The organism is Thermophagus xiamenensis (assembly GCF_900112795.1).
Lineage (GTDB): Bacteria > Bacteroidota > Bacteroidia > Bacteroidales > Marinilabiliaceae > Thermophagus > Thermophagus xiamenensis.
Window position 1 is genome coordinate 1 of the sequence record NZ_FONA01000004.1, and the last position, 21,113, is coordinate 21,113.

Sequence of the window (21,113 nt, forward strand, 5' to 3'; positions counted from 1 at the left end):
GAATTAAAGATTATGCGAAAATTGATTAATTTTCCCCTATTTTAGTGGTATACTTTTCGTGAACATTCCTGGTATACTTCTTCCTTATTTTAACATTTTTTGGAGATTTTACCGCTGATTTTAGCGGCAATCAAGTTTTCCTCTTTTGTTTCCATTATCTGCATCATCTTACTAATTGTTCATGGGTTTCTAAGTCTGTTTATGTTCAAATCATTGTTGTTTGCAGCATGTCCCTCCTCCACATACCGGTGTTTCATTTCAACTGGACGCATTAACATCTTAAAATCGCTTTAGACCTGTTTTCGGATCGACTCACCCGTTTTTATCCGAAACGCATCCTCAATTTCCGAAACGTATATAATCCCATCTCCCGGCTCAGGTGTTTTGGCCTTGCCAATTATCAACTGTACCGCTTTATCCATTTCTTCATTCTGGCAGACCAGCTCCAGCTTTACCACCGGGCTATCGGTAACATGAAAATCAAGAGAGGGTGAGGCGCCCTTTGCTTTGTGGGCTCCTGTACCCTCTGCCTGTGAGATAGTCATGCTTTGAAAACCAGCCTCGCTCAAGGCTTCAATGACTACCTGTGCCCGCTTGGGCTTGATAAATGCTTTTATTTCTTTCATAATTCCTTTATTTTTATTGATTGTAGCGCATTGGCAAAAAACCGGTATTGGCCTGCTGCCAATGCGCTGCTAAATTCATTTCAAGAGGCTTTCTCAATGGTCGTGGCCTTCATGGTTTTCTTCTGACTCCCCATGCTCCTCGCTATTTTCGTGCTGGTGTGTGCCTTCCTGTTGCTTCGAGTTACAGCCGGTAGCCATAAAGCCTCCGGCTATTATGAAAGAAGCAATCCACAGTTTTAAAAAACTCGTCTTCATAATGGTATGTATTTAATTTTAAGATAATTAATGACTATGCGATGTCTGGCTTTTCTTCATCTCTGAGATCAGGTAATAGGCATTGTTCCAGGCGACTTTTGTTCCCGCAGGTAGTGGTTCCAACAAGTTTATTTCCACCCAACCCTCATCGGCAATACCGGTACGTATTTCCACCGGTTTGAAGGCCCATTCCGTCTCACCGTCTTCATTGTGCTGTTCGGCAATGAAGATATAGGGTTTGCCTTCTTCCTCGATAATAGCTCCTTCCGGCAGGGCTTTTACAGCCTTATTTTCCGTGTAGATATTTCCGTTGATGTACATCCCTGGTATCAGGAATTCCTTCTTTTGCTCAATTTCTGCGTGGACGTGAACCGCTTTGGGGTTTTGTTCGAACTGTTTCCCTACTGCAAAGATTTTTGCAGTTAGCCGTGTGCCGGGCACGGACTCCACAGTAAAAGAAACTTTCTGCCCTTCTTTCACTTTGTACACATCTTTTTCGAATACCATCAGGTCAGCATGAATATGTTTGGTATTGACAATTTTGAACATTCCCGTTTGCGGCTGAATGTACTGACCTAACTGGATCAACACTTTTTCAATGTAGCCATCTATGGGGCTTACCACCGGTACCTGCTCATACACATCGCCATTCCTGATTTTCTCTACATTCAGGTTCAACTGGCGCAGTTGGGCTTCGTAGCCCTTTACTTCTCCTTTCATGGATTGATAGTCAGACTTGGTCTCCTGAAAGGTTTTGCCGGAACCTACTTCTTCTTCGTACAGCTTCTTTTGCCGGTTGTATTCCTGCTTAAGGTATTCACTGCGGTTGTAGGCCGTGATGTACTTGGTTTGAATCTCGGTTAGATCAGGGTGAGACAGGTAGGCCAGCACCTGGCCTTTACTGACCTTATCCCCTTCTATCACTTTGATGGAAGTGATATTGCCTCCAACTATCGCTGTAACGGTGGCCTCGTGTTGTGGTGGCACTTCCAACTGGCCATTGGCTTCTACCACGCCCGATATGGGGCGAGTGGGCATAGTGTCCACTTTCATCCCCAGGCTCTTAAATTTTAAGTTGGACAAATGAACTTCGCCCATACCTTCTTCACCGTGGCCTTCGTGCGATTCGTGCTGCTCACCTTCCTCGTGATTATGCCCATCGCCATCGGTTTCGTTGCCACAGGCCGAAACAAAACCTGCTATAAATAGCAGTGCAAATAATTTTATGATCTGATTTTTCATGTCGTTTATTTTTATCCGTTACCGGTTTTAGTTTGTTGTTTGTAAATAGTATTCAAGTTCATAGCGGCTGTCCAGGTAATTGCCCAAAGCATTCCATGAATCCACTTCTATGCGGATTGCATCCCTTATGTTTTGCAAAAAACTTACATAGTCTATTGCGCCTTCACGGTAAGCCGTTATCGAACCTTTTCTTTGCTCGCGGGCCAGCGGCAATGCCTGGTCACGATAGTAAATCCATGAGTTACGCCATTTCAGGTATTCTTCCAGCATGGATTGGTATTCGGCATTGAGTTGTAGCTGATTTTGCCTGAGATTTTCCGTGGCAATTTCGCGCTGGATTTTAGCCTCTTGAGTACGGCCCAGCTCAGGACCAAAAAACAAGGGGATCTGTATGCCTATTTGGTAGGTGTAAAACCCGGTTTTCCCCCCAACTTCTTGCCAGCTATACTGAACTTGTAGTTTTGGTAAAAACTCCGATCTTCTTTCCTTTAACCGCGCATCTGCCACTTTTATTTGCTGTTGATACACGTTAAGCAAAGGGTGAGTACTTAGGGAATCCAAGTCATAATTAAGGATTCCGGTCAATTGCTCACTGGGCACATCCGGTACTGTATAAAGGGTATCGCTGACCAGCCATAAGTTGAGCCGCTGCAAAGCGCCCAGGTAATCGCGATAGGCCTGTTCCTTTTGGATGCGCACTTCATTGGCCTGGTTTTTAGTGGCCAAATAGGCCAGTTTAGAAGTTTCTTCTACTTCCAATCTCACATCTGCCGCTCGTTCTATATCGGTAAAGAGCGAATCCAAACGGTTGTACACCTGGTAGATGTTTTTAGCGGTGTAAACCTGGCCCCAGGCCAACTTCACTTCTCGTTTAAGCTCTGTTAATGACAGATCGAGAGCGCTTTCGGCAAGGGCTACCCGTTCCTTTTGCAAGCGCAGTCGTGGAGCAATTCCAAAAACATCAATATTTTGTTGTTGAACCCCTATCCGCGTATAAACTCCATCAGTATTGCTGCTTGCTTCTTCCGCTCCCGTGAAAATTTGGGTGTTCCCAAAGTCCCAGGCTGTTTTCTTCAGCGCTGCTTCGCTTTCTATTTGAAGCCTTTTGGCCTTGATCTGAGGGAAATACTCAACAGCCCGATTTAGGGCATCTTCAAGTGAAATGCTTTGCAAGGTATCCGGGTTTATTCCTTGCGCCTTTGCAGATTGGGAAAAGCCAAGAAAACTACCTAAACCAATGAGTAGAACGATGGTGTTCAGCGCTGTTTTATGCCCCTGGTTTCCGATTTTCTTTTCCCTGCGTTTCTCAACGAAGGTATAGAGTACAGGCAGTACAACCAGCGTAAGAAGTGTAGCCGACAGCATTCCGCCAATTACTACGGTGGCCAAAGGCCGTTGCACTTCCGCTCCGGCAGATGCCGAGAAAGCCATAGGCAGGAAACCGAATATATCCGTGGTTGCCGTAAGCATGATGGGGCGAATCCTTTCTTTGGTACCGGTCAAAATTCGATCCTTTAAGCTGGTCACCCCTTCTTCTTTGAGGGAATTGAAGCGGTTGATCAGAACCAAACCATTTAGCACTGCTACCCCGAAAAGCACAATAAATCCAACACCGGCTGAAATACTAAATGGCATATCTCTCATCCACAAGGCAAAAACGCCCCCAATAGCTGCCAGGGGAATGGCCATGTAGATCATAATGGATTGCGAAAATGACTTAAGGGCAAAATAGAGCAGCACGAAAATCAAAAAGAGTGCAATGGGCACTACAATAGTGAGCCGTTTTTTGGCACTCTGTAAATTCTCAAATTCGCCACCATACGTAATATAATAGCCAGATGGTAAATCCAATTGATCATCCAATTTAGCCTGTATGTCATTTACTACCGACTCCACATCCCTGCCTCGCACGTTTACACCTACGTAAGTCCTACGGTAGGTATTGTCGCGGCTAATCTGCATCGGACCTGGTTGGTAGCTAATGTCGGCTACCTCCTTAATAGGGATTTGTGTTCCGTCCTCAAGATCAATGTACAGTGTCCGTAAGTCGTCAATGCCCTGGCGGTGGGCCTCATCAAAACGGATGACCAGATCAAAGCGTTTTTCGCCTTCAAAAATCACCCCTGCCTTTCCACCTGCAAAAGCAGAACTGATGTAGGCGTTCACCTTTTCAATGTCCAAGCCGTATTGCGCCATTTTCTTGCGGTTATAGCGCACGGTCATTTGAGGCAAACCCGAAGTCCGTTCGGGATTAACATCACCTGCACCCGGCACGGTCTCAATAATATCGGCCATTTCCTGAACTTTGGTAGCCAATACATCCAGGTCTTCACCATAGAGCTTGACAGCAATGTCTTCGCGCACTCCCTCCAAAAGTTCATTGAATCGAAGTTCCACAGGTTGTGTGAACACAAGGTTGACACCAGTCAACCGCTCTTCAAGCAGTTCCTTGATTTCGTCAATAAGCCCTTCCTTCGTTTCTGCCGTAGTCCACTTATCCCGGTCTTTTTCCAGAATGAGGTACATATCGGCAATATCCATTGGCATAGGGTCGGTAGGAATGTCGGCCACACCTATGCGAGCTGTTACGGTTTTGATTTCAGGGAAATTCTCCAGTAACAGGTTCTCAATTTTATAGGAAACATCTATTGCCTCACTCAGCGAACTTCCCGGCCTTATCAATGCCTGCATGGCGATATCACCTTCATCCAGTTGGGGTACAAATTCTCCTCCCATTCGGGAAAAGGTATAGCCCGCTATGCCGAGCAGAACAACAGCAACGATAATTACCATTGTTTTAAACCGGAGTGCACTTTTGAGTAAGGGCAGATAGGCCCAATGAATGCCACCAATGACTTTATCACTGATTTTTTCCAGCCAGCGTTCAAACTTTCCAAACCAGTTCTTTTTGTTTTGGATGGGTTTCATAAACAAGGCCGACATCATTGGCACATAGGTCAGACACAGGATAATGGCGCCTATCATAGCAAACCCGAAGGTGTAGGCCATCGGCTGGAACATTTTACCCTCCACACCCGTGAGGAAAAGAATAGGGGCGAATACGATCAGGATGATAATCTGTCCGAAAAATGCCGAACTCATCATCGTACTGCCGGCATCGTAAGCCACCTCATCCATCACGTCCTGGTTGAATTTAATCTTTCCTGAGCGGATGCGTTTCTGGATTTCGTAAACCGTTCCTTCAATGATGATGACCGCCCCGTCAATGATGATCCCGAAGTCAATAGCGCCTAGGCTCATTAAATTAGCCCACACATTGAACTGCTTCATCAAAATGAAAGCGAAGAGCAGGGACAAGGGTATGGTAGTGGCCGTAATCAGGCCCCCGCGCAAACTCCCCAGGATGATTACCAGTGCAAATATTACGATCAGTGCGCCTTCAATCAGGTTTGTCTTTACCGTACTAGTTGTCCTTCCTATAAGTTCGCTTCGATCTATGATTGGCTCAATCGTGAGCCCTTCGGGAAGCGATTTTTCTACTTCCTCCATGCGCTCTTTCACGTTTTGGATAACGGCATTAGGGTTGGATCCCTTCAGCATCATTATTATGCCACCTACGGCTTCTTTACCATCACGGGTAAAAGCCCCGTAGCGCACCTGGTGACCAAAATGTACTTTCTCGGCAACGTCATCAATGGTGATGGGAATACCATTTTCGTTTCGGATTACAATACTCCGTATGTCGTCCAGAGAGCGCACCAGTCCTTCCCCGCGAATGAAATTGGACATCCGGTTTTTTTCGATGTAAGCACCGCCAGTATTTACGTTATTTCGGGCAAGGGCACGGTAAACCTCTGAAATGCTCACATCCATAGCGTTGAGCTTTTCAGGATTAATAGCCACTTCGTATTGTTTGATGTAACCACCAAATGAGTTGACCTCCACCACACCATCAAGCAAGGTGAGTTGTCTTTTTACGATCCAATCCTGAATGGTTCGCAGTTCCATCGGGCTGTAGACTGTGTCATAACCCGGTTTCGGTTGGATGGTATATTCATAGATCTGGCCCAAGCCTGTAGAAATAGGGCCCATAGTTGGGTCGCCAAACTTTTCAGGGATGGTCTCCTGTAATTCATTCAGTTTTTCCTGTACCAGTTGGCGGGGCAGATAAGTACCCATATCGTCTTCAAAAACGATGGTGACGACCGACAGGCCAAACCTTGAAACGGAACGGATTTCTTCCACTCCGGGAAGATTTCCCATGGCCAACTCCACAGGATAAGTGACAAACTGCTCGATATCTTCGGCAGCCAGGTTTTCTGATACGGTTATTACCTGTACTTGGTTGTTGGTGATATCCGGCACCGAACCGAGGTTAACCGTGGACATGGAGTAGATGCCTACTCCTATGAGGGCCAGCGTGAGCAGGCCCACAATAAATTTATTCCTTATGGAAAAGGAAATGATTTTGTCTATCATAATGCTTTGATGTTATTTTAAATGGACAGTGAAGTAATGATGTATCCGTTCGATAGTGGCTAAGAGCAGGATTATACAAGCAATGGCAATAAAGAACCACTTTAGCACTTTTTGCCAGGTAACTTTCTCGCTGCCTTTTTTCTTTTTACTCAACTGCCCTTTTCTTGAATTAAAAATTCTTGCTACAGATAATGCCGTTTTCCGGCCTGATACAAAAAAGGCTTATGAAATCAGGATTATTAAAATAGCTGCTCTATCAGCTCCTCTGAGGAGATGAAAAGGCATAACTATCCTGAAATTGCCCGGGTTTAGGCCATTGGAGGAATAAAAAGCTCGAAGAGGTCGAGGCTTTTGAAATTTTGATGATAAAAAGGGTAATGCGATGGATTGCCAAGTGGATTGGCTTCGCTCATTGCATTGGGGAAGATAACATGGATATGGCAACAATGGCAGGAGCATATTGGATTACATAAGTCATTGGAAGATGACCCGTTATCGTGCCCGGAATGGGAATCACTGCTCATTACAACCTGCTGATTTTCAGTAGAGGAATAATTGCTAAGATCACCCGCGCAGGTTATGAACGAAAGACCCAGAAAATAAACTGCCAATATGTAGCATAGCCATTTCATAGTTTGCGAAAATAAAGAAAGATCTTGAATTTTCAAAAATGTGAAGCGGGGGCTTTTTCTTTTTTCTTTCTTGTTAGTCATCATTGTCCTTGTCCGGTTACAAGGTTGGTCAAATCGAGTTAGTCCGGTCGTACAGTCGGTTTGTAAAATGATATGTTTTTTGTTACTCGTCATTGTCAATGTGTCCGTTGTCTTTTTTGCATGTGCCCCAACGTTTAGTATATGCAAAGTAGGCGATTGCGGGCTTCAAACTTATCAAACCGAGATGAAGTTGAAGCGAGCTACAACCGTTGAATTTACTGCTATTTCGCCTATTTTGTATATACATTGTTAGCGGTTCGGGCTTTTTTTCTTCGGTCAGCAACATTTCTCGTCTTGTTGAATTGGTGGACATTTCTCGCTCCCATAACTGCAATAAACACAGCAGTCTCCTTGTTGTGGTTTCAATACAGTTTTGCAGTTTTCGCACTCGTAAAAGTATTGGCAAGCATCTGTCGGCATTGTTTCTTCTTTTTTGTGTCCGCAGTTGGGGCAAGTGATTGTTGATTGCAATTTTATTTCCATTTTATTTTTCCTTTTTGTCTCTTACTGAATATCCTGTTCCGTTAATTGCTGTTTCGATTTCGGCTATGTTAGTTTTTGAGTTGTCAAATTCAACGATTGCGTTTCCATTCTCGTATGAAGCAGTTGATTTGATTATTCCTGAAAGTTTGTTCACTTCGTGGTTTACGTGTTCTTCGCATCCTGCACAAGTCATTCCGCTGATAGTAAACTCAACGGTCTGTAAATTTGATTTGTCAACTACTATTACTTGTTTTTCTGTCTTAGGGTAGAAAATAAGTGCATAGTAAGGAAAGGCAAGCATTACAATTGCGAATGCTGTAACAATTCCTAAAAACTTTTTACTCTGAATGAATTTTGGCTTTTCATCAGTTTCACAATCACAGTCTATTTCCTTTTTCGGTTTTAGTTTTTGATACCAAGCAAAACCAAGAACCAAAATTGTCAAACCAATTAAATACGGTCGGAAAGGTTCAAGCCACGAAAAAGAGGCAGCAAGTCCGCTTGTTCCTGCAATTAGTGCCAAAACTGGTGTAATACAGCATAGAGAAGCAGCGAATGCCGTTAAAATTCCTGCTCCGATTAGTTTATTGTCCTTTTTCATATTGTCTCCAAAATTTTGTTTTCGTCAAGTATTATGAAAAACGGTTCAAGCAAGTTTTTGTATTCGTTTGTCAGCGAATAGAAAATGGTCTGTGCTTGCCTTTCTGTTTCAATGAGTTTTCGGTCTTTGAGTTTTCGCAGGTGTTGAGAAACTGCCGAAATGGTCATTCCAAGAATGTCACTCAGGTCGCAAACGCAAAGTTGTTTCTCTTCGTAAAGTAGGAATAGGATTTTCAGTCTGACGTTGTTACCCGCCAATTCAAGTCCGTTCGATAAGTAGTCAAACGAGCCGTTGAGTTCTGCAACTCGGTCTTTACAACGGTTGATTTGTTTAATGTCCGCTTGTTGTCTTATGCAAGAATTATTTTCCATAAGCACAAAGATAGTCAACTTGTTTATTTAAGCAAATGCTAAAATACAATATTTTAAAAATAACCCGATTAGTTTCTCGGGGCGTTTTTTTGCCTGACCGCTAACGGTGGGATAAACGACATATGTCTTTTATCCGCCTTATGTTTCTGTTCAATCTAACAAGTTTTTTATATTAATAAAAGAATTAGTTGCCACGTGGGTATAAATTTCGGTTGTGGTACTCGATTTATGACCTAAAAACGTTTGAATGTATCTAAGGTCGACACCATGTTCTAATAAATGAGTTGCAAATGAGTGGCACATGAGTGTTAATATGTAGTTGTTAATCTCTTCTTTTTTTTTCTGCTAAGACCTTTGGTGTGTTGAGATTTGGGGGGCCATACGAACTATGGTCGCAACAGGGGCGAAAACTTTATTAAACACTGTTTTATTGAATGGTGATCTAAAAACATCGTAATCTGTAAACGCTATTTTTACAACATCCATCTTCCGGTGTTGGGCTAAAGAGAGGATTATTTTAGGCTTTACAGGCATCAAATCATATTTTTATATATACAAATATATATAAATTTTGTTTGTATGCAAGTGTGTGTAAATTCAATTTTTGTACGGTGATGAAGTTAATCTCTGTTGTCTATTTTTTATAGGTATTTTCAAGAAAAAGTTCGGTGTAAGCTATCATTAACTAAAAAAAGTAATGACAAATCTAAAGTACATGTAAATAGATTTGTTATTTTAGCATATAAGTAAAAACGATAAAGATTCATCGCGAAAAAAGCATTATGAAACGAACATGAATTTTAATTCTTCAAATTCAAAAACAAAAAGAATTAAAATTCATCGAGAATTACATCGAATGCAAATGACACAAATAATTTTAATGAGATGAAACATCCATAACAAAGCATTTTGACAGACAGGAGGATGATTATAATGGTGTGCGAACGTAGTACCTTTGAAAAGGTATAAACACCATGGAAAAAAATAACAAAATAGAATTCGAACACGTCATCGAGCGTGGATGTGGGATGGATAGCCACAAAAAAGTTTTGCTCATTTGCATATCCATTATGCTGATTTAAAAGTATGGTTCATGAATCTTTTTCATAAAGTGAAAATCCGACAATTGAACGGGTAGATTGCGACATATGGTTTCGTTAATTTTGTTAAAAACCAATCACTTATGAAGCATATATCTATTTTAATTCCCCGGGGCGATTACAGTGTGGTTAACATTATGGGGTGTAGACAAATGTTGGCTGCAGCCAGCCACAGGCACAAAATGCAAAGCGGCAAGGATTTATTTTGCATTGATTTGGTTGGATTTGAAGAAGCAGACCGTCCGAAGCCTGGTAGGGCAGAGGTGGCACCTACCAAACAATGGCAGGACATCGCGCGCACCGATTTGATTTTGATTCCTGCCGTTCACCAGGCACCAAATGTGGTTATACAAAACAATACTTCGTTGATTGCCTTTGTATCGGAACAGTACCAAAAAGGTGCAACGGTGGCCTCCCTTTGCATTGGTGCTTATCTGTTGGCTGCCACGGGCTTAATGAATGGAAAAAGCTGCTCCACCCACTGGCAGCATGCCGCAGAGCTTAAAGCCTTATTTCCAGAGGTTAGAGTGAAAGAAGAACGCATCATCACCGATGAGCAACGACTTATTACCAGCGGTGGGGCCTACGCCTTTACCAATCTGATCTTGTATGTGGTAGAAAAATTTGGTGGACGGGAATTGGCGCTTTTTCTTGCCAAAACCTTTATGATTGATATTGATCGTACCAGACAATCGGTGTACAGTCAATTCATTGGTGCAAAACAACATGCGGATGAGGTGGTCTTGCAGGTGCAGGATTTTATTGAAAATCACTTTGCCGAAAAATTCACCATTGCCCAACTGGCAGAAAAGTTCCATTTGGTAAGGCGTACGTTGGAACGAAGGTTTAAATCGGCTACGGGATTTTCTATCGTGAAATACACTCAAAAAGTAAGGGTTGAAAAAGCTAAAAGACAGTTAGAGAAGGGAAGAAAATCAGTTACTGAAGTGATGTACGATTGTGGCTATAACGACCCCAAATCGTTTCGAGAGGTCTTTAAAAAAAATGTAGGGATTACTCCCCTTGAGTATAGCAGAAAATTTGAACAAGTATGGTAAAATTGCATTGAGTAGATTATATTAGAAATTTAGTTATATTGTGGCTTTCCATTCTCAAAATACGTTTCTTATTTCTTTAAGGAATCGCCACACCTTTAAAGCAGATCAAAAACTACTAAAGCTGGCATTATCTCTGGCATGGCTCCGTTTTTCATACTTAAGGTCACGCAGCATACTACTGTTGACGGCTATAGAAAAGAAGTAAGATTTATAGGTTCCTATGGGTACCAAATTAAAGCTCATATTCCAGCAATGTAAATCTCTGGAAATTCGGATGTTGGTATGCGATAGTTCCTTGTCATCGAAGCTATAACCGGTTGAAAAATTAATGCCCCATTTTTTCGTAAGTTCAATATTGCCGCTTATGCTAACATCAGCCGTAATTTTTTTGTCATAATCCATTTTTTCCTCATTAAAACCGTCCTGAGTGACGCGCATATTGTAATTTAATGAGATATTCCAAGGCATAGAAAATTGAGCATATTCTCGTTTTATGGTTTCGGCATCGACTGGCGGCGGTTGATTGATATTATCATTACCTGGCGGAGGCCCGTCATTGGGAAATTGATTGTTTTGGTCAGGATCGGATTGACTTTTATCCTTTTTTTGAAAGGTTTTGGATCCAAAGTTTAAACCGAAGCTAAGGCTGGCACTCTCGAGCCTGGCTATTTTTTTCTTATCTTTCCATATGTATCGGTCCACCCGTGTAGGCGAGCCATTTTGGTTCAATTGTATGCTATATGGGTCAAAGATGGCATTGAAATTAACAGAGGTTCCAAAAATTTTGGTGCGACCACTCATAGATATTTTTTGCAGGTTCATCGAATCGGCCAGGAAATTATAAGAAGTACTAAAGTTAAGTGATTCCAATATGGAAATTTTCTTGTAACCGGTTGAATCTTTTTTGCTTTTCACCTTCATTTCAAGGTTGTTGTTTAGGCCTAAAGACATGGAAGCAGATTCTCCTTTTCCCGGCGAGCCGTATAATGCCCCTTCGTAAATTGAATATTCGTAATTTTTTATGGTATCATTAATTGCATCATAATATTCAAACCATTCGTAATATCCATATTTAGGATCACTGAAATCCGGACGATAAGACATGCTGACAGAGGGTGTCATCATATGTCTGATAGCTTGTATAGCATCTCCAAAAAGCTTTCTGGAAGGCCTGTAAAAAGTATAAATTTTGGTTTGGGTTCCTATTGAAAAACTATAGTCGTAAACGCGGTTAAAACCTTCAATGGTATCAGTGTTAACGATTGACTGAGATTCCTCGTCGTACGATTTTCTAATAGATTTAAAATACCATCGTTCTTTGTAGCTAAAGCTGGGGGATAGGGTAAAATACCGAAAAAGTTTGAAATTCATACTTACGGGAATACTATGTTGAATTCCGTTCTTCCAGTCTTGGGCCAAACTGGATTCAAACAACTCACTCTCATGGGTAGAAATAGTATTACTAGCATTTCCGGTATAACTCAGACTTACTTTTTCATACCACCGTTCATCCGAACCCACCTTATTTTTTCGTTTGAAGGGATAAATGCGGTTCATGGTTAAAGTAAGGTTGGGCATGGTTAAATCGATTGTCGTATCTCTGCTGTTTTGTGAATGTTGAAGGTTAACTGATAGATTGAAGGGGCTATCGGGCCACTGGCGGGAGTAGGAGATGCTCGACCGCTTGGTATTTGTGGCAAGTTGAACTGGGTCAATAATGCTACCCACGTTGTTTCGGTCGAAAGAACTTGTAGAAAAGTTAACGCTGGCAGAAAAACGACTGTAAGGATTGGCTTTGGAATCCTGAGAGTGTGACCAGCTAATGGACATGTCTTTGGATTTACTATAATCAGGTAAATCTTTTTCGCTGGTAATATTGGTAATATATTGAAAATTAAAGCTACCTGAAAATTTATATCTTACTTTGTATCGGGAAGCTACCCGTGCCCCCCATGAAAGGTTAGAGTAAATATCACCGGTAAGCGAAAGATCAAAATAGTCATTTGCAGCCCAATAGTATCCACCATCTCTGAGGAAAAAACCACGCGAGCTTTCTTCTCCATACGAAGGTAAGATAAAGCCAGAGCTGTAGGTAGAGGTACTGGGTACAAAGCCAAAAGGAATAGCGATAGGCATTATAACATCTTCAACAACCAGATAGGCGGGACCGGTAATGATTTTTTTCCCGGGAATAACCTTCGCCTTTGTAAGGTTTAGATAAAAGTGTGGGTGATCATGATTGTTGCAGGTAGTATATTTGCCATTTCTAAGACAATAAACATTTTCTTCGGTTTTTTTGGCTTTTTGACTCACAACATACCCTTCACCTTGTTCGGTTACAACATGTTCAATAATGGCTTTTTCCGTTTCAAAGTTGTAACGTATGGATCGCATAGTATATTCCCCACTGGGATCTTTAAAAACCGGTAATCCTACTTCATTACCTGTTGAATCAATTCGTCCGGTAGCATATGCTAAACTACTGTCAAGATCAAGTTCAATTTTGTAGGCCGTAAGAAGTACATCCTGGTAGCTTACCTGGGCATCTCCGAATAAGAATACTTTTCTACCCAAAAAGGTTATTGAATCGGAAGCAGAATATTTAACTTCAGACTCGATAAATGGTTTTCTTCCTGTGGTGGAAACCGTGTCAGGCTGGGAAATAAGGGTATCTCTTCTACCAACAGATGTTAATGAATCGGTTTGATAAAATACACTCGGAATAGTAGCTAAAATAACAGGATGATTCAATAAAGTAAAGGCCAGTAGAAAGCCTAACTTTAAAAATGTCGATCTATATGATTGATTTATTGTTGCCAAGACTAAATAGCTTCTGTTTTTATTTTCCAAAACTGCACAAAAATAAGCTAAAAAAAGGTCTTAATGGTGCAAAACCTTCGCAAAATTGAGACCAATTTATCATTGGGGTGATAAGTTTTTTTATTTTTGGGATGAATTTTGTTGCGAAAACTCTCAACTTTGCAAGATAATTCGGTTATTTGATTTTTAGAGCTCAGTAATTTTTTAAACCGATTTTTTAATAATTAAAAACCACTGGTAAATATACGGTTGGCTAAAGACTGGCAAAGTGAGAGATTAAATGATGTTAGTGAGTTAAATTAAACAATGAGTTAGATAAATATTAGTGCTAATGAGTAGAGTAGTGCTGCTGAGTTTTTTATTTTTATTTATAGCTGTAAAAGTTTATGGTCAGGCATCTGAAGCTGAGCGTTTTCGGTTAAAAACCGTGGTTATAGATCCCGGTCATGGAGGAAAGGATACCGGCGCCATTGGCAGACACCATAAAGAGAAAGATATTGTGTTGGATATTGCTTTGAAGGTACGTGATTATTTAAGAAAATATTTGCCCGAATTGAATGTTATCATGACGCGGGAAGAAGATGTATTTGTACCGTTGGACGAGCGTGCACGAATAGCCAATGAAAATGATGCTGATCTTTTTGTGTCGATACATGCAAATTCGATACGTAATCCGCGCATTTATGGTGCCGAAACCTTTGTTTTAGGTCTTCACCGTTCAGAAGAAAACCTGGAAGTTGCGAAAAAGGAAAACTCGGTAATTGTGTTGGAAGATGACTATAAGGCTAAGTATGAGGGTTTTGACCCTGATTTGACCGAATCCTATATTATCTTTGAATTGATGCAAAATGTTTATCTGGACGAGAGTATTAGTTTTGCCTCGGCTGTACAAAACCAGTTTAAAAATAGGGTGGGAAGGTATGACCGAGGTGTGAAACAAGCCGGATTTTTGGTGCTCAGAGAGACCTCAATGCCAGGTGTGCTTATTGAAGTTGGATTTATTAGTAACAGGAACGAAGAGCGGTTTATGGCCTCGGAGAGTGGGAAAGTTTATTTAGCTTCAGCCATTTTTAGAGCTATTCGGGATTATAAAGAAAGTTTTGATGCGAGAAATTCCAATTTGCTTGTCCAAAATAATAATGAAGCCATTCAAAATAATGAAATTCAGTATCGAATACAAATAGCCACATCAATGAAACCGATCCCTAAAAACGAGGGACCGTATAAACATTTTGATGATGTGTGGGAGTATCAAGAAGGTAATTATTATAAGTATACAACCGGTTTGGCCTATTCTTATGAAGAAATTGAAAAATTACTCCCACAGGTAAAAGCTGTTGTTCCCGACTGCTTTATTGTAGGGTTTCGGAATGGAGAAAGAGTTATTCCTTAATTTGAATTTGTTTACCTTTAAATATTAATTGATTAAAAATAAGGGGATTTTTTAGTATACTACAATCCCTGATCATCAAATTTTATTAAATATGCTAAATCTGAAGAAAGAGTATAAAATTGCCATTACAGTTGTTATTGCTCTAGGTGTTTTGATTTGGGGTGTAAATTTTTTAAAGGGAAAAAATATTTTTAGTAGCGGCTTAACCTTTCATGCCGTCTATTCTGACTTAGAGGGTTTAACCGAGGCCAGTCCTGTATTTTTTCACGGATATAAAGTTGGGTCGGTAAGGAATATAGAATTTCATCCCGAGCGTGATAAGAAATTTATAGTTACCTTGTCGCTGGAAAAAGAATTACCACTTTATAAAAGTACGGTTGCCCAGATATATAGTTCTGATTTAATGGGTACCATGGCCATTCAATTGCTGGACGGCACCCCGGATGTGCTTCTGGAACCCGGCGACACCCTGAAAACGAGCATTAAAGAAGGACTTTTAGACCAGATGAGTACTACGGTTATGCCGTTAAAGGATAAAGTGGAATCGTTGGTTGTAAAAATTGATTCTGCCATTTCCGGATTGTCAACAATCTTTTCAGATGCCAATACCCAAAACTTATCGGAAGGGATGAAAAGCCTTTCCTATATCTTGAAGAATCTGGAAAATGCCACTGCACAACTAAACCGGGAGATGGCTAAAGGAGGTTCAATTCACAATACTTTGGCAAGCATTGATACCATTACCGGAACGGTCAATCAAAACAGAGATGCTATTGTTTCTACATTGAATAATATGTCCCGATTTAGTGATGAGTTAGCCCGTCTTAATTTGAATGCTATGGCATTTAAAATTGATTCTACATTGCGGGTTTTGAATGTAATGTTACAACAGGTTCAGAATGGAGAGGGAAGTTTAGGATTATTACTTTCCGACGAAGATTTATATTATAATCTTCTGGATGCATCAGCAAATCTCAATAAACTATTGGCCGATGTCCGGCACAATCCCGGCCGATACATTAATATTTCAGCCTTTGATTTTGGCAAAAACGTTAATATAATGGTGGATGACGAAGAGGCAAAAAACAAAGAAATAACATATAAAGTTAAAGTAGCTCAATCTGATGTTCCCCTCGATATAAAAAACAAACTTATCAGAAATAAATTCCGCATCATTGAAGAATCAGATGGGAAAAGGTACACTTACACCGTTGGCGAATCTCATTCTTACCGGGAAATAATAAGTATCAGAGATGAAATCGCTCATCAATATCCTAATGCTCAAATTGTAGCCTTCAGAAAAGGCAAACCCGTTAAAGTCAATAAAGCCCTTAAACTATCCGAAAGAAAAAATTAAATATTTTGTTAAATAAAAGAGCCTGTTTTTTGAGGTGAAAAAAATATTTAATGAATGAATGAATATTTTTTCGTTTTGTTATCAAAGGCCTTTCCTTCAATGTTTTGAGAGTGTTAACTGAAAGTTAATTTTTTTGTTTTACTTGCTGATTGTTAGTTGTTTATATAAGGTTAATTTCAATAGTTTGAATATTAACCGTATAAGACATTTTTCAAAAATTCAACCCTGAAGGCATTTTTTTTTCCAGTTTTTTTTAGCAAATTTTGTGGTAAATGAAGTTTGATTAATTAACATATTGCATGAAATGGAAGGCATAGAAACAAAACTGGATCATAAGCAAGTTTGGTCTGAGTGTCTCAATTACATACAGGCAGCCATACCTAAGAATGATTTCCGTACCTGGTTCGAACCCATCGTTCCTTTGAAACTGGAGAATAAAGTGCTTACTATTCAGGTGCCGACCTACTATTTCTATGAATTTATTGAAGAACAATATATAAAACTTGTTAGTAGAGCGCTTAGAGAGGTGATAGGTGCCGGAGCTAAGTTGGAATATAGTGTGGTAATGGATCAGCCAACGTCGCCCTCGCCTGCTGCTGTACCAAGAATAAATTATGGTCCGGCCCCGAGTCATCCTGATCTTCGCAACCGTGTCGTTGATAAAAAATATAGTCGCGAGGAGCAGCCAAAAATCCGGAATCCTTTTGTAATACCGGGTGTAAAAAAACTTGATATCGATCCACAGCTTAATAGTGAATATACCTTTGAAAATTTTGTGGAAGGTGATTGTAATCGGCTTGCACGCTCGGCCAGTGAAGCAGTGGCCAAAAATCCCGGTAAAACAGCCTTTAATCCTTTATTTCTTTACGGGAATAGCGGTCTGGGCAAAACACACCTTGGGCAAGCGATAGGTATTGAGGTAAAAAAACGATATCCCGAGAAAACAGTCCTATATGTGAGCGCCAACAAATTTACCACCCAGTATACTGATTCGGTAGCTCATAACTCAGCCAACGATTTTATGCATTTTTATCAAATGATAGATGTGTTAATTATCGATGATATACAAGAGTTGGCCGGGAAAGAAGGTACTCAGAACACCTTTTTTCATATCTTTAATCATCTTCACCAGTCGGGAAAACAATTGGTGTTGACTTCTGATAAACCACCGGTTGCCCTAAAAGGGATGAAAGAGCGTTTGCTATCCCGATTTAAATGGGGATTGCCTGCTGATTTGCAGGCGCCCGATTTTGATACCCGGTTGGAAATATTGTGGAATAAGATTAGAAAAGATGGCATTCAAATTTCTGAAGATATTGTTCATTATATTGCCTCGCACATAACTGATAATGTTCGGGAATTGGAAGGGGCATTGATATCATTATTGGCCATGTCAACTCTTAATAAAACGGAAATTACCTTTGATGTTGCCAAAAGCGTGGTAGACCGGTTGGTTAGTAAACCTCAAAAAGATATTACTGTAGAGCAAATATTGGATAAAGTTTGTGATTATTATGGTATAAAACCTGAGCTTTTGCAATCGCGAAGTCGAAAACGAGAAATTGTCCAGGCACGTCAGGTTGCTATGTATTTTTCTAAAAATTTTACCAATTCATCACTGTCGTCAATTGGTGCCCTCATTGGCGGAAGAGATCATGCTACCGTGTTACATGCCTGTAAGGCTGTGAAAAATCTTAAAGAAACCAATACTGAATTTAAACACCAGCTAAAAGAAATCGAAAATCTTATCCGAAAATGAATTTAAACCTTAATGGTTTTGGTTTATTGAGACCTGTATTGTTGCTCTTGGTATGGTTTTATTTCAGTTTGTAATACTTGTTAAATCCCTAATAATTTTTCTTTATTAGGGATTTTAGTTTTTTTATAGGTGAGGATATTTTTTCTAAAAACCATATCTTTGGTACTTTCTTTGATAATTTATTCATTTTTAAAATTGTGTAAATTATTGGGTTGCTGGAAGTATCAGGATGGCAAAAAATTTTTATATGTTTTTTATTTCAGTTTAATTATTTGCCTTGCCTGATTTAATTATCTTCAGCAAAACAATCTGTCGGGAATTGATGATGCGGTAGATTTATTGTTTTCAAATTTTTGATTTTTATCATGATGAAGAACTTTTCAAATAGAGTTATCTTATTGTTGTTTGCCGGACATTTGATGTTCTCAATATTTTCTCTTCAAGCTCAGGATAGTGAGTTGACCAGAAGACGGATTATTATTGATGGAAAGGAATACTATCTTCATGTTATCCAACCCGGTGAAGGTCTATTTTCTATTGCTCGTCAGTATAATGTTACGCAGCAGGAGATTCTGGATGCCAACCCTCAACTGGATGGTGTATTACAAAAAGGACAAATTTTACATATTCCGATAATTAAAGGGCGAAACTCCAGTGTGGAAGATCTGAAAAGTTCTGATAGGTTTATTTTACATACCGTTGAAAAGGGACAAACGGTTTGGTTTATTTCACAAAAATATGGAGTAGATGTAGAGGATATTTATAAATACAATCCGGGAGCGAGACAGGCTCTTATTGTTGGTAGTATTATCAAAGTGCCCGTTAATGTAACCAGGCAGGAGGAGCTGCTTTCCGATACCGAGAGTGATTTTATTATTTATGAGATTAAGCCGGGAGATACGTTGTATTCTCTTTCTTTAAAATTTAGAATTCCTATCAATGAATTATTAGAATATAATCCCGGTGTACGAAACGGTATTTTGGTAACAGGTACTTATCTCCGAATTCCTCGTAAAGAAAAGGAAGGAAGTGATGAATTGGCTATTGTGCAACCTTTAGAACCCAGCCAAATATCTATTAAAGAAGGCGATTTTATTTATCACGAAATTCAACCTGGGCAAACGCTTTATTCTATTAGTCGCCGCTATCAGACAGATGTGCACGATATTAAAGAGGCTAATCCCGATATTAATCCGGATGAATTAAAACCGGGTTATATACTTCGTATCCCTCGCCCCAAAAAGGATATTTTCTCTGATTTTCAGCAACCTGAAGACGAAGACTTGTTTGATTTCCATAAGGTAAGACGAAAAGAAACGCTTTTTTCCATTTCCAGACGTTACGATGTGGATATGGATATCATACAAAAAGTTAATCCACAGGTCGATTTTTCTAACCTTAAAAAAGGTGTTGTTTTAAAAATTCCTACTGACAGGTGGTTTATTATGCATCATCCCGGCAGGGATGGAGGTGAGGCCGGTTTTGCTACCTTACCCGAAGATTCTATAAGAAAAATGGTACTGGTTGCGCATGACAGCCTATGTGTTAATGCTGAGCAGATAGGCAGCGTTATACGTCCCGTAAAAATTGCTTTACTGCTTCCTTTTAATTTGAGGGCTACCCAACAAGCTAATATTATTGAAAAAATTCAAAATGGTGATACAATAAAAACGGAACGGCAAAATCGTGTTATTGCTCGTCGTTCCATGGTTTTTGAAGAGTTTTATGAAGGTGTGCTAATAGCTCTCGATAGATTGAAAGAAGATGGTGTTAATGTTGAGTTAAAAGTGTATGATATTGCATCCGGTAGTACGTCCGTGGAATCTTTTTTGCGTGTCCATGAAAAAGTTCTGAGTGACGTAGATTTAATTATCGGACCGGCTCTTTCCGAAAAATTGAAACCAATTTCCGACTTTGCCTTAAAGCACCAAATAAAATTAGTCTATCCGTTATCAAATGTAAATCCTGAATTAAGCAGGAATCCTTACCTGTTCCAGGTAAATACACCTGACACCCTTGTTTTTGACAAAATGGCCACAGAAATAGTCAGACAAGCAGAAAGCTATAATCTTTTGGCTGTTCTTCCCGAAGCTGATGACCCTTATGCTTCCCGTTTAATGAAATCTTTAAGGCAAAAAGTCTTTTATAACGAGTTTGCTCTTAATAAAAAAATTAACTATGTCGAGTATAAAATGTCCGGAAAATCGGATCAAACCAACCTGGAAGCATTACTCGACCCCTCGAAGAAAAATTATGTGGTAGTACCAACCAATAATGAGGCAACCATTTCTAAAATTGTGCCTACTTTGGCAGGTCTTTCCGAAAAAAATAAAATACCCATTCATTTGATTGGAATGACTGAATGGTTAAGGGCTCAATCAATCAATTCGGAAGATATGTTCCAATTGAATGCTCAGATTTTTACTTTTTTTGCTTTTGATTACGATCGGACCGTTACCCGCCAGTTTATTGAAAAATACCATGAATGGTTTCATACTGAACCACAAGCCGTCTCTTCCTATTTTCAAAGTCCCACTTCATCTTCCGGGTATTCCCGTTACGGCGCCTGGGGATTTGATGTAACATACTTTTTTGTTTCGTCATTGGCTCAAAAAGGGCCACATTTCGAATATTGCCCCGAACCGGTTGATGTTGATTTGGTTCAATTTAATTTCTCGTTTAAAAGAGTTTCTAATTGGGGTGGTTTTTATAATGATGGCCTCTTTTTATTAAAATTTTTGCCCAATTATAAGGTAAAAAGGGTGCCATTATTATCCATTCCATCGGCATTGCAACGCATCGAAATGGATTCATCACCTTCGTATTAGAAGCAATTATATAGTGCTACCCGGATATTTTGACCGTTACAGCTTCGATTTGTTTTAGGGTTAATTC

15 protein-coding genes are annotated in these 21,113 nt (G+C 39.9%); 5 read left to right on the top strand and 10 right to left on the bottom strand.

Annotated features, from left to right (window positions below; translation table 11 throughout):
- Positions 1 to 290: 290 nt before the first annotated feature.
- The 9 genes from BM130_RS02980 to BM130_RS03020 form a co-directional block, all read right to left on the bottom strand.
- Positions 291 to 626 carry a P-II family nitrogen regulator gene (locus BM130_RS02980; RefSeq protein WP_010528133.1) on the bottom strand — a complete coding sequence of 112 codons (336 nt, stop codon included), beginning with the start codon at positions 624 to 626 and terminating at the stop codon, positions 291 to 293.
- A gap of 93 nt (positions 627 to 719) precedes the next feature.
- The gene (locus BM130_RS15375) at positions 720 to 881 is read right to left on the bottom strand and encodes a hypothetical protein (RefSeq protein ID WP_157998111.1); all 162 of its coding nucleotides are present in this window, start codon (positions 879 to 881) and stop codon (positions 720 to 722) included.
- 27 nt (positions 882 to 908) lie between these two features.
- On the bottom strand, positions 909 to 2,123 hold the full coding sequence (locus tag BM130_RS02985; protein ID WP_010528134.1) for an efflux RND transporter periplasmic adaptor subunit: 1,215 nt from the start codon (positions 2,121 to 2,123) through the stop codon (positions 909 to 911).
- A 27-nt stretch (positions 2,124 to 2,150) separates the two neighbouring features.
- Entirely contained in the window at positions 2,151 to 6,563 is a 4,413-nt protein-coding gene (locus tag BM130_RS02990; RefSeq protein ID WP_010528135.1) for a CusA/CzcA family heavy metal efflux RND transporter, read from the bottom strand.
- A 308-nt stretch (positions 6,564 to 6,871) separates the two neighbouring features.
- A complete protein-coding gene (locus BM130_RS15255) occupies positions 6,872 to 7,195 on the bottom strand; it encodes a DUF6660 family protein (RefSeq protein WP_138956918.1) in 324 nt (107 codons plus the stop codon).
- A gap of 357 nt (positions 7,196 to 7,552) precedes the next feature.
- Entirely contained in the window at positions 7,553 to 7,759 is a 207-nt protein-coding gene (locus tag BM130_RS15750) for a GDCCVxC domain-containing (seleno)protein (protein ID WP_008992943.1), read from the bottom strand.
- A gap of 1 nt (position 7,760) precedes the next feature.
- Positions 7,761 to 8,360, bottom strand: coding sequence for a mercuric transport protein MerTP (merTP, locus tag BM130_RS03010; RefSeq protein WP_010528137.1), 600 nt, complete (start codon positions 8,358 to 8,360; stop codon positions 7,761 to 7,763).
- The gene (locus BM130_RS03015; protein WP_010528138.1) at positions 8,357 to 8,731 is read right to left on the bottom strand and encodes an ArsR/SmtB family transcription factor; all 375 of its coding nucleotides are present in this window, start codon (positions 8,729 to 8,731) and stop codon (positions 8,357 to 8,359) included. Before BM130_RS03015 ends, merTP begins: the two co-directional genes overlap by 4 nt.
- 150 nt (positions 8,732 to 8,881) lie before the next feature.
- Positions 8,882 to 9,034 (bottom strand): tyrosine-type recombinase/integrase, encoded by a 153-nt coding sequence (locus BM130_RS03020; protein ID WP_074964256.1) that lies wholly within the window; start codon positions 9,032 to 9,034, stop codon positions 8,882 to 8,884.
- 880 nt (positions 9,035 to 9,914) lie between these two features.
- Here BM130_RS03020 and BM130_RS03030 point away from each other — a divergent pair.
- On the top strand, positions 9,915 to 10,889 hold the full coding sequence (locus tag BM130_RS03030; protein WP_010528140.1) for a GlxA family transcriptional regulator: 975 nt from the start codon (positions 9,915 to 9,917) through the stop codon (positions 10,887 to 10,889).
- Positions 10,890 to 10,994: 105 nt separating this feature from the next.
- Here the strand turns inward: BM130_RS03030 and BM130_RS03035 are convergent, their stop codons facing one another.
- Positions 10,995 to 13,709 carry a putative LPS assembly protein LptD gene (locus BM130_RS03035; RefSeq protein WP_010528141.1) on the bottom strand — a complete coding sequence of 905 codons (2,715 nt, stop codon included), beginning with the start codon at positions 13,707 to 13,709 and terminating at the stop codon, positions 10,995 to 10,997.
- A 331-nt stretch (positions 13,710 to 14,040) separates the two neighbouring features.
- Between BM130_RS03035 and BM130_RS03040 the strand changes: the two genes are divergently transcribed.
- The 4 genes from BM130_RS03040 (at position 14,041) to BM130_RS03055 (ending at position 21,046) form a co-directional block, all read left to right on the top strand.
- The gene (locus BM130_RS03040) at positions 14,041 to 15,102 is read left to right on the top strand and encodes an N-acetylmuramoyl-L-alanine amidase family protein (RefSeq protein WP_010528142.1); all 1,062 of its coding nucleotides are present in this window, start codon (positions 14,041 to 14,043) and stop codon (positions 15,100 to 15,102) included.
- Positions 15,103 to 15,193: 91 nt separating this feature from the next.
- Complete coding sequence (locus tag BM130_RS03045; RefSeq protein ID WP_010528143.1) at positions 15,194 to 16,459, top strand: MlaD family protein; 1,266 nt, start codon at positions 15,194 to 15,196, stop codon at positions 16,457 to 16,459.
- Positions 16,460 to 16,763: 304 nt separating this feature from the next.
- Positions 16,764 to 18,218: a chromosomal replication initiator protein DnaA gene (gene dnaA / locus BM130_RS03050; RefSeq protein WP_010528144.1), complete on the top strand. Its 1,455-nt coding sequence runs from the start codon at positions 16,764 to 16,766 to the stop codon at positions 18,216 to 18,218.
- A gap of 365 nt (positions 18,219 to 18,583) precedes the next feature.
- Positions 18,584 to 21,046, top strand: coding sequence for a LysM peptidoglycan-binding domain-containing protein (locus BM130_RS03055; RefSeq protein ID WP_010528145.1), 2,463 nt, complete (start codon positions 18,584 to 18,586; stop codon positions 21,044 to 21,046).
- Positions 21,047 to 21,113 lie beyond the last annotated feature (67 nt).

What these genes read in the sequence shown, in the direction of transcription:
- BM130_RS03030 (WP_010528140.1), top strand. Translation starts at nt 9,915, where the DNA reads ATGAAGCATATATCTATTTTAATTCCCCGGGGCGATTACAGTGTGGTT.
- merTP (WP_010528137.1), bottom strand. Translation starts at nt 8,360, where the DNA reads ATGAAAAAGGACAATAAACTAATCGGAGCAGGAATTTTAACGGCATTC.
- dnaA (WP_010528144.1), top strand. Translation starts at nt 16,764, where the DNA reads ATGGAAGGCATAGAAACAAAACTGGATCATAAGCAAGTTTGGTCTGAG.
- BM130_RS15375 (WP_157998111.1), bottom strand. Translation starts at nt 881, where the DNA reads ATGAAGACGAGTTTTTTAAAACTGTGGATTGCTTCTTTCATAATAGCC.
- BM130_RS03020 (WP_074964256.1), bottom strand. Translation starts at nt 9,034, where the DNA reads ATGTGCCACTCATTTGCAACTCATTTATTAGAACATGGTGTCGACCTT.
- BM130_RS02980 (WP_010528133.1), bottom strand. Translation starts at nt 626, where the DNA reads ATGAAAGAAATAAAAGCATTTATCAAGCCCAAGCGGGCACAGGTAGTC.
- BM130_RS03040 (WP_010528142.1), top strand. Translation starts at nt 14,041, where the DNA reads ATGAGTAGAGTAGTGCTGCTGAGTTTTTTATTTTTATTTATAGCTGTA.
- BM130_RS02990 (WP_010528135.1), bottom strand. Translation starts at nt 6,563, where the DNA reads ATGATAGACAAAATCATTTCCTTTTCCATAAGGAATAAATTTATTGTG.
- BM130_RS03015 (WP_010528138.1), bottom strand. Translation starts at nt 8,731, where the DNA reads ATGGAAAATAATTCTTGCATAAGACAACAAGCGGACATTAAACAAATC.
- BM130_RS03045 (WP_010528143.1), top strand. Translation starts at nt 15,194, where the DNA reads ATGCTAAATCTGAAGAAAGAGTATAAAATTGCCATTACAGTTGTTATT.
- BM130_RS15255 (WP_138956918.1), bottom strand. Translation starts at nt 7,195, where the DNA reads ATGAAATGGCTATGCTACATATTGGCAGTTTATTTTCTGGGTCTTTCG.
- BM130_RS02985 (WP_010528134.1), bottom strand. Translation starts at nt 2,123, where the DNA reads ATGAAAAATCAGATCATAAAATTATTTGCACTGCTATTTATAGCAGGT.
- BM130_RS15750 (WP_008992943.1), bottom strand. Translation starts at nt 7,759, where the DNA reads ATGGAAATAAAATTGCAATCAACAATCACTTGCCCCAACTGCGGACAC.
- BM130_RS03055 (WP_010528145.1), top strand. Translation starts at nt 18,584, where the DNA reads ATGATGAAGAACTTTTCAAATAGAGTTATCTTATTGTTGTTTGCCGGA.